The sequence below is a fragment of the Nocardioides sp. NPDC058538 genome (genome assembly GCF_042719275.1).
GTDB lineage: Bacteria > Actinomycetota > Actinomycetes > Propionibacteriales > Nocardioidaceae > Nocardioides.
Genome location: NZ_JBHXNY010000041.1, coordinates 11053 through 23091 on the forward strand (window position 1 = coordinate 11053; position 12039 = coordinate 23091).

The following is a 12039-nucleotide window of genomic DNA, read 5'->3' on the forward strand; positions in this document are numbered from 1 at the left end:
CTACGTTCCAATCTGCGTTTGCGCCACGTGGGCTAACCCGGGCGTGACTAACAAAACCCCCTGATCAGCGTTTTTTAGGTGTCGCGCTAATGTTGTCACGCGCGTGACAACTTTCGCCGATTCCGAGCCCAACGCTCATCGAACATGTGGCGAGCGCCACACCCTAGGACTTGACTGGGGGCGGACACCCGTACGGCCCCTCGCCGGACCCGACCACCGTGAGGAACTCTTCATGCGCATTCCCCGCCTCGGAGCACGCGCCGGCCGAGCGACCGTCGGCGTCCTATTGCTGGCAACTACCTTCCTGGCTCTCCCCACCGGTCCGGCCACGGGCGACCCCGAAGCCGATCCGCAAAGTGCCACCAAGAGCAATGTGAAAGCTCCGATACCGGAACTGAAGGCGTTGATCGCGGACGACCCGGCCGCGGGCCTGCCGGGATTCAGCGACCTTCCCACCCCCCGGTCGATCAGCATCACCGAAGGCACCGTCACCGCTTCACAAAACGCAGTCGCTCGGCGCTCGAAGATGTCCATCACAGCTCGTCCGATCTGGGCGGCCATGTATTACGGGGAGTTCAACAATCCGATCGAGAATCCGACGGGATACGTAGGGCCAAGTTGCGTTAGAAAAGTTGCCTGCCTCCCCGACCCATTTTACCAACCGTCGTGCGCGACAGAGGATCCAAGTACACAGTGGCCGACGTCCTACTTTCGGCACCCGATGTACCCGATCAAGCCAATCGAGGGCGGTGGTGCCGAGGTGGGGATCGTCACCGAAGACAAGGTCCACCTGGTCGCCTTCGGCACCATCCCTGCCACAGCAACGCTGACGATTTCCGTCCCGCCGGTCGGCGGCAAGGTCCAGCCGTTGATGGTCCATCTGTGGTCCAGGCCGGCTGCGGCGTCGGGGTGCGCTCCGCGGCCGAGCGACATTCCAGGGGCGTCCGCGCTAGTGAACGGCAAGGTCTTCATCCAGCTCAGTGACCTTGAAGTTGACGGAGTGCCGGTCGATCTCGGTCCGCGGTGCCGGACGAAACACCCGGCTGAGCTGTATCTCTGGGGAGATTTTGCCCGCGGGAGCTACAACGCCAACAACGGCGGTCCTTTGGGCGCTTATGACGGACTACATCCGGGCTCACGGGGTCCGTTGAACAGCCCCTACTATAGAAATGACAACGGTCGCACCATCCCGCCGTCTACGGGCATCGACATTCCGTCTTTTGCCAACTGCGGCACGAACGGTGATGATCTCAGCCCCCTGGTAAGTGCTATGGCTTCAGGCCCGAACAACCCAGTGCGTGCCACCCAAGGCCAGATCAACGCCTTCAACCGAGTTCCGTTGGAAGACCTCAGCATGTGCAGCGGATCGCCAGCTAGACCTTCGTGCCCGCTGCCCGGACCTGAGGTGCCAGAGCGGCCACCTCTGCCGGACGGCGAGGGTGAGTGACCGATCAGGGCAACGCTGCTGTGTACCTCTCCTCATGGACCACCGAGGAGAGGGCGGAGCGGTGGCGCCAGCCGAAGCGCTCCAGGTCGGGGACGTCGGGGAGGTCGGCGACGGCGCCGACGCAGAGCCAGGCGACGGGACGTACGTGGTCGGGCAGGCCGACCAGGTCGCGCAGGAACTCCTCGCGGTAGAAGCTGACCCAGCCGACGCCGAGGCCCTCGGCGGTGGCGGCGAGCCAGAGGTTCTGGATGGCGAGGACGGTCGAGTAGAGACCGGCGTCGGCGATCGCGTGGCGGCCGAGGACCGCCGAGCCGCCGCGAGTCGGGTCGTAGCCGACGACCACGCCGAGCCCGGACTCGCAGATCCCCTCGATCTTGATCTTCGAGAAGGTCTCGGAGCGCTCCCCCGCCAGCGAGGAGGCGAAGACCTCTCGCTCGGTGGCGACGTGCTCACGGAAGGCCGACAGCCTCTCGGGCGAGCGCACCAGCACGAAGTCCCAGGGCTGGGTCATCCCGACGCTCGGGGCGGCATGCGCGGCCGACAGCACCCGCTCGAGCACCTCGGGAGCAACCGGCTCGCCGGTGAACTCCGCACGGGTGTCGCGACGGCGGTTGATCGCGTCGTAGAGCTCCATCAGGCACGCTCCCTGGCCGCGTCGTAGAGGAACGACTCGCCGCCGTCGCGGGCCAGCGCCGGCCCCGCGAGGATCACGGCCGCCTGTCGCAGGCCGGCCTCCTCGACCGCATCGGCGATCGTCGACACGGTCCCGCGCAGCACCAGTTCGCCGGGCTGGCTGGCGCGGTAGACGACCACGACCGGGCACTGCGGACCGTAGTAGGGCAGCAGTTCGGCCATCAGCTCGCGGGTGCGCCGGATCGCCAGGTGGAGCACGAGCGTGGCTCCGGTCGCCGCGTACGCGGCCAGCGACTCCCCCTCCGGCATGGCGGTCGACCGGGCCTGGGTCCGGGTGAGGACGACCGACTGCGCCACCAGCGGGACGGTCAGCTCCCGGCCCACCAGCGCGGCGGCCGCCGCGTAGGCCGGCACCCCGGGAGTCACGTCCCACGGCACCTCGGCGGCATCGAGGCGCCGGGTCTGCTCGGCGACGGCCGAGTAGACCGAGGGGTCGCCGGAGACGAGGCGTACGACCTGCTTGCCGGCGTGATGGGCGGCGACGATCTCGCCGACGATCTGGTCCAGGTCGAGCTTCTGGGTGTCGACCAGCTCGGCCTCGGGGCTGCAGTGCGCCAGCACCTCGGGGTCCAGGTAGGTGCCCGGATAGAGCACCACGTCAGCGGCGGCGAGCATCCTCGTCGCGCGGACGGTGAGCAGGTCGGCCGCGCCGGGGCCGGCGCCGACGAAGTGAACGGTCTGGCCGGTCACCGGACGTACCTCGGCGTCCAGACCTGCCCGGCCTCGGTGACGCGAGTCGAGCTCGCGCCCACGATGACCAGGCACTTCATGTCGATCGAGGCCGGATCGAGGTCGCCGAGGGTGGTCACGGTCAGCGACTCCTCGGCCCGGCCGATGTCCCGGCCGACGATGACGACGGTGTCGGGCTTGCGCTGCTCGAGGAGTACGTCGCGGGCCAACCCGATCTGCTCGGTGCGCGAGCGCGAGGCCGGGTTGTAGATGGCCAGCACCAGGTCGGCGGCGGCAACCGCGCGCAGCCGGTCCTCGACGACGGACCACGGCTTGAGCCGGTCGGAGAGGGACATCACCGCGAAGTCGGCCCCGACCGGGGCGCCCGCGCGCGCGGCCACCGCCTGGACGGCGCTGACCCCGGGCAGCACCCGGATGCATACGTCGGCGTAGGCCGCGTCCTCGGCGGCCTCGAAGACGGCCGATGCCATCCCGAAGACCCCGGCATCGCCGCCGGAGACGACCGCCACCTTCTCCCCGGCCTTCGCCAGGTCAAGGGCGTGCCGGGCGCGGTCGACCTCGACCGTGTTGCCCGAGGCGTGCCGCCGCAGCCCTTCTCGTTGGGGCACCCGGTTGACGTACGGCGCGTAGCCCACGACGTGGCCCACCTCCGCCAGCGCGGCTGAGACCTCGGGCGTCAGCCAGCCATCCGGTCCCGGCCCCAGCCCGACGACGAGCACCTCCCCGGAGACCGGGTCTGTCGAGACGCCCCCGCGCGTCGCCTCGACAGACTCGCCCCCCCTCCCCGCTGGTCGAGCCGCCGGAGCCGCTAGGCGGAGGCGTGTCGAGACCAACACGGTCGAATCGAGCGCACAGGGGACTGTGTTGGTCTCGACACGCTCGCTGGCGCTCGCGGCTCGACCAGCGGAGGCGGCGGGGGCTCGACCAGCGGAGGGCTGGGAGTCGCCGGGCACGACGATGAGAGAGAAGTAGGGCACCGATGAGGGGTCGACGTCCGCCACCGGCAGCCAGCGCTCCTCGGGCTGCGAGGCACGCTCGACGTACCAGGCACCCTCGAGCCGCCCGGCAGCCGCGAGCGCGGAACGGACCGCAGGGAAGGTCCGGCCGAGCTTCATGATGATCGCCGCCTCGGTGTCGGCCAGGCGACGTGCGAGCTCCGGCTCGGGCAGGGTGCCCGGAAGCACCGTGAGCACGTCGGTCTGGCGCACCAGCGGAGTCGAGACGGCAGCGGTTGCGGCCGCGAAGGCGGGGACGCCCGGCACGACGGAGGTCTCGTAGATCTCCTTGAACCGGTCGTGGAGATACATCGAGGAGCCGTAGAAGAGCGGGTCGCCCTCGGCGAGCAGGACCACGTCTCGGCCGGCGTCGAGGTGAGCGGAGAGTCGGACCGCGCAGGACTCGTAGAACTCGGCCATCGCCCCGACATAGCCGCCCGGGTGCGAGGTGGTGCCGGTGGTGACCGGGTAGCGCAGCTCCTCCTCGATCGCCTCCGCAGGGATCAGCGAGGACGCGATCCGGCGGGCGTGGGACTGCTTGCGCACCCCGGCGTGGTAGGCGATCACGGGTGCCGCGCCGATCAGCCGGGCAGCCTTGAGGGTGATCAGCTCGGGATCGCCGGGACCGATGCCGACAACGGCGAACCGCCCGCGTACGTCCGTGCTCATTCCTGCTCCTGGGCGAGTGCGTTGAGGGCTGAGGAGGTCATCGCGGAGCCGCCGCGGCGGCCCCGGACGGTGACGAAGGGGATGTCGATCCCGTGCTCGGCGGCGAACGACGCGAGCGCCTCCTTGGACTCGGCGGCGCCGATGAAGCCGACCGGGCAGCCGACGATCGCGGCCGGCCGCGGACCGCCGTCGAGGATCATCTCGAGCAGGTGGAAGAGCGCTGTCGGGGCGTTGCCGATGGCGACCACGGCGCCCTCGAGGTAGGGCTCCCACAGGGACAGCGCGGCGGCGGTGCGGGTCGTTCCCCACTCGCGCGCGAGCGCCGGGACCCGGTCGTCACCGAGCATGCAGTGCACCTCGTTGTCGCGCGGGAGCCGGCTGCGGGTGACCCCCGTCGCGACCATCGTCGCGTCGCACAGGATCGGCGCCCCGGCCTCCAGCGCGCCCCGCGCGGCCTTCACCAGGCCGGGGTGGATGACCAGGTCGGAGGCGAGATCGACCTGTCCGCTGCCGTGGATCATCCGCACCGCGAGCCGCTCGGCGTCGGCCGGCACCGCGGAGAGGTCGGCCTCGCGCCGGATGGTCGCGAAGGAGTCGACGTAGATCGCCGGCCCCTGGTCGATGTAGTCGTAGCGCCGAGGAGGGCGCACCTGCGGCGAGGGCACGAGTACGCCGCGCCACGGTGTCACGACGACCGCCGGTGCCCGTTCCGCCAGGGCAGAGACTGCGGCCCGGTCCAGGGCTCCGTCGGGAGCGGGGACATGCTCTCCCCCGGGCACCTCGCCGAACCCCAGCTCCTCGACCACGGCAGGCACCCGAGCATCGGCCGCGACCGGCTCGACCATCGGTGCGTCGAGCTCGGCGACGTGCCAGGGCGCGGACGGCCCCTCGCCGCGTACGTCCATGAAGCGCGAGGCGAGCGCGACCAGCCGGGACGCGGCCTCGGTGAGCGGCACGACGGGCCCCCACGAGTCACCGACCCGGAGCTGACCCTCGACGGCGGACAGGGCCACCAGCCCGAGGTCGCACTCCCGCGAGACCAGGTCGCCGCGACCGTCGTCGAGCACGAAGAGGAACCGGCCCGGCAGCGCGGCCAGCCGCGGCGAGGCGCACAGCAGCCGGTCCAGCGACGCCGCGACGCCGCGCAGGTCCGCACGTCCCCCGGCGAGCCCGGTCTGTGGGGAGACCATCACGTTGCGTACGAGCTCGTGGGTCTGCGCCGGCACCAGACCGGTCGCCTTCAGCGCGGTGAGCACCTCGCCCGGCAGGTTGTTTCCAGAACGGCCGCCGTCGACACTCGGCAGGCCGCGCACCTGCAGGTTGGCGCGACCGGTGAGGTAGATCCGCCCGTCGCCGTAGGTCTCCGCCACGGAGATCAGCGAGAGCAGCGCGGCGGACGAGACGGACCCGCCGATCAGGCGCAGCCGCACCAGCAGGCCGTCCTCGGCCGTCCATGGGCGACCGACTCCAGGGCACCGGTCGGTTCGGACTCGCGCCATCAGGACACCTGCTCTGCGTCATGTGCCCTTGCGCGGGGCACGTGGTGACCTGGCGGCGGGCGCCGCCAGAGCCAGCAGGTCTTCGGACTCGGAATCGATCGGAACGGAGCGCCTTCCCGGAGCCAGGCTCCAGTGGCTGCCCTCCCCGGAAGGAGTGCGTGCCCCGCCCGTCATCCTCACCGCTGCGCGTCAGTCCCGGACTTTCACCGGGTTCCCTGACCCCATCAGGCATGGAGTACGACTGGCAGGGCGAGACTACCGACTTGCGGACACGGCGCCGAATTGCTCACCGCCCGGCCGCGGTCTGTGCCAGTGTTCGGCTACTCGAAATCTCCCGAGGCCAACCCCACAGATGGAGTCTCCCGTGACTGGCTCGGCTCGCCGGCAACTGTTCGTTCTCGCGCCCATCCCGGCGCTCGCGCTCGGTTTGACGGCCTGCGCCACGACCTCGGAGGCGAAGGTCTCGATCGGTCTGGTGGTGCCGACCTCCGGCGTCCACAAGTCGATCGGCACCGACATGTCCCGGGGCTTCGACCTCTACCTCGCCCAGCACGGCGGGAAGCTCGGCGGCCGGCTGATCGACGTCGTCGAGGCCGACGAGGGCGACCGGGCCGAGACCGGCGTCGCCTCGGTGAGCAGGCTGATCCAGGACGACGAGGTCCAGGCGGTCGTCGGGTTGGCGAGCTCGGAGACGGCGCTCGCGGCCAAGGACGTCGCGAACAACAGCGAGACGCCGCTGATCGTGACCGGCGCCGGGGCCGACGAGCTCGCCGACGGCTCCGACTACGTGTGGCGTACGTCCTCGACCAACTCCGACCTGGGCGGCGCGCTCGGGAAGGCGGTCGCCCAGGAGACCGACCGAGGCACGGCGTACGTCATCGGGTCCGACGACGCGGCCGGTCACGAGTTCTCCGACAGCTTCATGATCGCCCTGGAGGCGGCCGGCAGCAGTGTGGCGGGTCAGAGCTACACCCCGGCCGGCGTGACCGAGGAGTGGTCGGGCACCTTCGACAAGGCGAAGGACTCGGGCGCGGACGCGATCTTCGCCGCCTATGCCGGCAAGGAGGCGGAGGCGTTCGTGAAGCAGTACCGCGAGTCCGGGCTGGCCAAGAGCACCAGGCTCTACGGCCCGGGCTTCCTCACCGAGGGCGACGTGCTGTCCGCATTGGGCAGCACCGCGTCCGGCGTACGCACCGCGCTGCACTACAGCGACGCGATGGACTCGCTGATGAACGACGCCTTCGTAAAGGACTACCGCAAGGCGTATGGCGCCACCCCGACGGTCTACTCGGTGCAGGCCTACGACGCCGCGGCCGCGCTCGACAAGGCGCTCGACCTCTCAGACGACGTCAACCGCAACGAGATCGCCGACTCACTCGGTTCTGTCGGCACCATCGTCAGCCCCCGCGGGAACTGGACCTTCGATCCCAACCACAACCCCGACCAGCCCTACTTCCTGCGGGTGGTCAAGGGCACCGCCGACGGCCCCCGCAACGTGGTGCTGCAGGAGATCACCTCAGCGGGCAGCTGAGCCCACATCTGAGTCCGACCGCAGCTCCGCCCGAGTCGCGGCCAGCTCCTCGCGTACGGCGGTGAGGTCCTCCCGCAACGAGGTGAGGATGGCCATCATCTCGGCATCGGACTCCTCCTCGTGCTCGGCGAGAGTCTCGACGCTCTCCATGCCGGAGACGACCACGGCGAGGAAGAGGTTGAGGACCGCGAAGGTCATCACCAGGATGAAGACGACGAAGAAGATCCAGGCGGAGGGGTCCTCGGCCATCACCTCGCGGGCGATGTCGGGCCAGGCCTCGCCGGTCATGGTCTGGAACAGCGTGAACGCGCTGGTGCCGAGGTCGCCGAAGTACTCCGGCGCGATCGAGCCGTAGAGGTTGGTGGAGATGACCACCGCGACGTACATCATCAGCCCCAGCAGCGCCGCGACCGAGCCCTTCCCGGGCATGGCCGCGATCAGGCCGTCGACGACGCGACGCATGGACGGGACAGAGTTGACCAGGCGCAGCACGCGCAGGATCCGCAGTGCCCGCAGCACCGACATCGGGCCGGTGGCCGGCACCAGCGCGATCGCGACGATCACGGTGTCGAAGATGTTCCATGGGTCGCGGAAGAACTTCGGTCCGTACGCCACCAGCCGCAGCAGCAGCTCGACCACGAAGACCCCGAGGAGCACGCTGTCGAGCAGCGCCAGCTCGTGGGCGAGGTGTTCGGGGACCGCCGTCTCCACACCGAGGACCACCGCGTTGAGGATGATCACCCCGATGATCGTCTTCTGGAAGAGGTCGTCCTCGACCAGCGCACGCACCCGGGCGCGCACCGAGATCTTGCTCGAACCCATGCTCGTCATGCCCTCCTGTGACCCGTGACAGCGGCCGGAGCCTATCGGGCCGAGTCGGCGCGTCAGGATGTGGCCAGGTGCAGCGCGAGCCCGAGGCCGGCCAGACCGACCAGCCAGCGCAGCGGGCGCTCGGGGGCGACCCGGACGATCGCCGGCCCCAGGAAGCCGCCGATCACGGCACCCGCTCCGAGGGCGATCGCGGCGGGCCAGTCCACGGGAGCGAAGAAGACGTACGCGATCGCAGCGGTGCCGTTGGCGACGCCGGTGGCGACGTTCTTGACCGCGTTGGTGATCGCCAGGGCCTCGGTGCGCTCGAGCACCAGGACGGCCAGCGCGATGATCCCGACGCCGGCGCCGAAGTAGCCGCCGTAGATGCCGAGCACGAACACGATGACGCCCCAGCCGAACCCGCGGGCGAGCGTACGTCGCCCCTCGACACCTGTTGACGAGTCCTGCCGTGGCGGCCGTGCGGCGGCGCGAGCGGCTGCCCAGGACCGGATCCGGTCGCGGAGCAGCAGGAGCACCGCTCCGCCGCCGACGAGCCAGGGCACCACCGTCTCGAACGCCTCGGCCGGCGTGGTGAGCAGCAGGGCTGCGCCGACCCCGCCGCCGAGGAAGGAGGCCAGTGCCAGCCAGGCGATCCTTCTGCCTTGGCCGCGCAGCTCGCGGCGCGAGCCGGCGACGGTGCCGCCGGTGACGCCGAACATGGCCACCGTGTTGGTGACGTTGGCGACGACCGGCGGCAGCCCCGCGGCCAGCAGGGAGGGGTAGCTGACCAGCGAGGCGAGACCGGCCACCGAGCCGGTCAGTCCCGCGCCGATGCCGGCGAGCAGGAGCCAGGCGAGCTCGGCGCTCACCGGGCGGTCAACGAACCAGGCACGGGCGCTTGGGATCGAAGGTCCACCCCGACACCAGGTACTGCATGGCGACGCCGTCGTCGCGCACGCCGAGCCCGTGCTCGAGGTAGAGCTCGTGCGCGGCCGCGACCCGGTCGCGGTCGAGCCGGATCCCGAGACCTGGGGCGGTCGGCACCGCGACGGCACCGTCGCGGATCTCCAGCGGCGACTCGGTCAGACCCTGGCCGTCCTGCCAGATCCAGTGGGTGTCCAGCGCGGTGATCTCCCCCGGTGCGGCGGCGCCGACGTGGGTGAACATGGCCAGCGAGACGTCGAAGTGGTTGTTGGAGTGGGAGCCCCAGGTCAGTCCGAAGTCGTGGCACATCTGGGCGACGCGGACCGAGCCCGACATGGTCCAGAAGTGCGGGTCGGCCAGCGGGATGTCGACGGCGTTGGTGCGGATCGCGTGGGACATCTGGCGCCAGTCGGTGGCGATCATGTTGGTCGCTGTCCGCAGCCCGGTGGCGCGCTTGAACTCGGCCATGATCTCGCGGCCCGAGTAGCCGCCCTCGGCGCCGCAGGGATCCTCGGCGTACGCGAGCACGTCGTCCCTGCCCTCGAGCAGGCGCACCGCGTCGGCGAGCAGCCAGCCACCATTGGGGTCCAGGGTGATCCGGGCCTCGGGGAAGCGCTCGTGGAGAGCGGTCACCGCGGCGACCTCCTCCTCACCGGCGAGGACGCCGCCCTTGAGCTTGAAGTCGGCGAAGCCGTAACGGGCCTGGGCGGCCTCGGCGAGACGTACGACCGCCTCGGGGGTCAGCGCGACCTCTCGCCGGACGCGGTCCCAGTCGTCGGCCGCATCCGGCTCCCGAAGGTAGGGCAGGTCGGTCTTGTCGGGGTCACCGACGTAGAAGAGGTAGCCGAGCATCGGCACCGAGTCGCGCTGCTGGCCCTCGCCGAGCAGCTCGGCGACCGGCACACCCTGCTCCTGACCTGCGAGATCGAGGAGCGCGGACTCCAGCGCGGTGACGGCGTGGACCGTCGTACGCAGGTCGAAGGTCTGGGCTCCGCGACCACCGGCGTCGCGGTCGGCGAACCGCTCCGCGACCTGCCGCAGCAGGCTGCGGTAGCGGGAGACGGGCTGCCCCACGAGCAGCTCGGCGGCCTCCTCGATGGTGCGCCGGATCGGATCGCCGCCGGGGACCTCGCCGACACCCTCGCGTCCCTCGGAGTCGGTGAGGATCGCGATGTTGCGGGTGAAGAACGGCGCGTGCGCGCCGCTGAGGTTGAGCAGCATCGAGTCGTGGCCCGCGACGGGCACGACCTCGACCTTCGCGATGGTGGGCACAGTGGTCGTGTTGGTCATGGCAGCTGCAGCTCGCCGTCGATCCGGCGGGCGAGGTGCCACGGGTTGTCGTCGCGTACGGCCTCCGGGAGGATGGCGGCAGGTACGTCCTGGTAGGCGACCGGGCGCTGGAAGCGCTCGATCGCGAGGCTGCCGACCGAGGTGCTGCGGGAGTCGGAGGTGGCCGGGTACGGGCCGCCGTGGACCATCGCGTGGCCGACCTCGACGCCCGTGGGCCAGCCGTTGAAGAGGATCCGTCCGGCCTTGAGCTCGAGCGCGGAGACGACCTGGGCGGCCGCGTCGTTGTCGGCGTCGGTGGCGTGGACGGTCGCGGTCAGCTGGCCCTCGAGGGAGTCCAGGCTGGGCAGCAGGTCCTCGACGCTGTCGTAGCGGACCACGACGCCGGAGGCGCCGAAGACCTCGTCGGTCACGCCGGCGAGGCGGGCGGCCTCGACGATCTGGGGCGCGGGGGCGTCGGTGTCCCCGGCGGTGCCCGCGCCGACGACGGTGACGCCGTCGGTGGCACGGAGGGCGGCGGTGCCCTTCTCGTAGGCGGCGGCGATGCCGGAGGTCAGCATGGTCGCGCCGACGGCCTCGGCCGTGGCCCGGCCGGCGGCGGCCAGGAAGGCGTCGCCCGCCTCGCTCTTCGGGAGGAAGAGCAGCCCGGGGTTGGTGCAGAACTGGCCGGAGCCGAGGGTCAGCGAGCCGACGTACGCCGTGGCGAGCGCGTCGACCTCACCCTCGAGCGCCCCGGGGAGGACGACGACGGGGTTGATCGAGGACATCTCGGCGTAGACCGGGATCGGCTCGGGGCGGGCCGCCGCGGCCGCGACGATCGCCAGCCCGCCGCCGCGGGAGCCGGTGAAGCCGACGGCCTTGATCCGCGGGTCGACGACCAGGGCCTGGCCGAGCTCGATACCGCCCTTGAAGTCGGTGTCGAGAAGGAAGGAGAAGGTGCCGGCGTGCAGCCCGGCCTTCTCGACCGCGCGGGTGATGGCCTGCGCGACCAGGTAGCCGGTGAGCGGGTGCGCCGGGTGGCCCTTGACCACGACGGGGCAGCCGGCAGCCAGCGCCGAGGCGGTGTCGCCGCCGGCGGTGGAGAAGGCGAGCGGGAAGTTGCTGGCGCCGAAGACCGCGACCGGGCCGAGCGCGATCTGACGCTGACGGATGTCGGAGCGCGGGAGCGGCGTCCGGTCCGGAAGGGCCGGGTCGATGCGTACGCCCAGGTGGTCACCGCGGCGCACGACGCCGGCGAACATCCGGAGCTGGCCGGTGGTGCGGCCGACCTCGCCGCTGATCCGGCCCTCGGGCAGGTGCGACTCGGCGACAGCGGCCTCGACGATCTCGGCGCGGGCCGCCTCGATCTCGGCGGCGACGGCTTCGAGGAAGTCCGCCCGGGCCTCGGGGGATGTGGCGCGGTAGCCGGCGAAGGCCGCGGCCGCGGCGCTGGTGGCGGCGGTGACGTCGGGCTGCTCGGAGTCGGCTCCGGCGATGATCGAGCGGTAGCTCATG

At 71.0% G+C, this 12039-nt stretch carries 10 protein-coding genes, 1 pseudogene and 1 riboswitch; of the genes and pseudogenes, 2 read left to right on the plus strand and 9 right to left on the minus strand.

Annotated elements, in window-relative coordinates; translation table 11 throughout:
• Positions 1-232 precede the first annotated feature (232 nt).
• Positions 233-1447 (plus strand): hypothetical protein, encoded by a 1215-nt coding sequence (locus ACFWQC_RS24850; protein ID WP_378684346.1) that lies wholly within the window; start codon positions 233-235, stop codon positions 1445-1447.
• Positions 1448-1451: 4 nt separating this feature from the next.
• On the opposite strand, the gene bluB is transcribed toward ACFWQC_RS24850, so the two are convergent.
• The 5 genes and pseudogenes from bluB to ACFWQC_RS24875 form a co-directional block, all read right to left on the minus strand.
• The gene (gene bluB / locus ACFWQC_RS24855; protein WP_378684349.1) at positions 1452-2081 is read right to left on the minus strand and encodes a 5,6-dimethylbenzimidazole synthase; all 630 of its coding nucleotides are present in this window, start codon (positions 2079-2081) and stop codon (positions 1452-1454) included.
• Entirely contained in the window at positions 2081-2830 is a 750-nt protein-coding gene (cobM, locus tag ACFWQC_RS24860; protein ID WP_378684352.1) for a precorrin-4 C(11)-methyltransferase, read from the minus strand. The genes bluB and cobM overlap by 1 nt, the downstream gene beginning before the upstream one ends.
• A complete protein-coding gene (gene cobJ / locus ACFWQC_RS24865; RefSeq protein ID WP_378684355.1) occupies positions 2827-4494 on the minus strand; it encodes a precorrin-3B C(17)-methyltransferase in 1668 nt (555 codons plus the stop codon). The genes cobM and cobJ overlap by 4 nt, the downstream gene beginning before the upstream one ends.
• Positions 4491-5144 (minus strand): precorrin-8X methylmutase, encoded by a 654-nt coding sequence (locus ACFWQC_RS24870; RefSeq protein ID WP_378684427.1) that lies wholly within the window; start codon positions 5142-5144, stop codon positions 4491-4493. Before ACFWQC_RS24870 ends, cobJ begins: the two co-directional genes overlap by 4 nt.
• 660 nt (positions 5145-5804) lie before the next feature.
• Positions 5805-5993 (minus strand): annotated as a pseudogene (locus tag ACFWQC_RS24875) (nitrite reductase); the annotation flags it as partial.
• Positions 5994-6048: 55 nt separating this feature from the next.
• Positions 6049-6254, minus strand: a riboswitch (cobalamin riboswitch).
• Positions 6255-6357: 103 nt separating this feature from the next.
• Here ACFWQC_RS24875 and ACFWQC_RS24880 point away from each other — a divergent pair.
• The gene (locus ACFWQC_RS24880; RefSeq protein WP_378684358.1) at positions 6358-7524 is read left to right on the plus strand and encodes an ABC transporter substrate-binding protein; all 1167 of its coding nucleotides are present in this window, start codon (positions 6358-6360) and stop codon (positions 7522-7524) included.
• On the opposite strand, the gene ACFWQC_RS24885 is transcribed toward ACFWQC_RS24880, so the two are convergent.
• The 4 genes from ACFWQC_RS24885 to ACFWQC_RS24900 all read right to left on the minus strand — a co-directional run bounded on the left by ACFWQC_RS24885 (position 7510) and on the right by ACFWQC_RS24900 (position 12038).
• The gene (locus ACFWQC_RS24885; protein ID WP_378684360.1) at positions 7510-8346 is read right to left on the minus strand and encodes an ion transporter; all 837 of its coding nucleotides are present in this window, start codon (positions 8344-8346) and stop codon (positions 7510-7512) included. The two genes, ACFWQC_RS24880 and ACFWQC_RS24885, sit on opposite strands and share 15 nt — an antisense overlap.
• Before the next feature lie 62 nt (positions 8347-8408).
• Complete coding sequence (locus ACFWQC_RS24890; RefSeq protein WP_378684363.1) at positions 8409-9203, minus strand: sulfite exporter TauE/SafE family protein; 795 nt, start codon at positions 9201-9203, stop codon at positions 8409-8411.
• A gap of 7 nt (positions 9204-9210) precedes the next feature.
• Complete coding sequence (locus ACFWQC_RS24895; RefSeq protein WP_378684365.1) at positions 9211-10548, minus strand: enolase C-terminal domain-like protein; 1338 nt, start codon at positions 10546-10548, stop codon at positions 9211-9213.
• Positions 10545-12038, minus strand: coding sequence for an aldehyde dehydrogenase (NADP(+)) (locus ACFWQC_RS24900; protein ID WP_378684368.1), 1494 nt, complete (start codon positions 12036-12038; stop codon positions 10545-10547). The genes ACFWQC_RS24895 and ACFWQC_RS24900 overlap by 4 nt, the downstream gene beginning before the upstream one ends.
• Position 12039 lies beyond the last annotated feature (1 nt).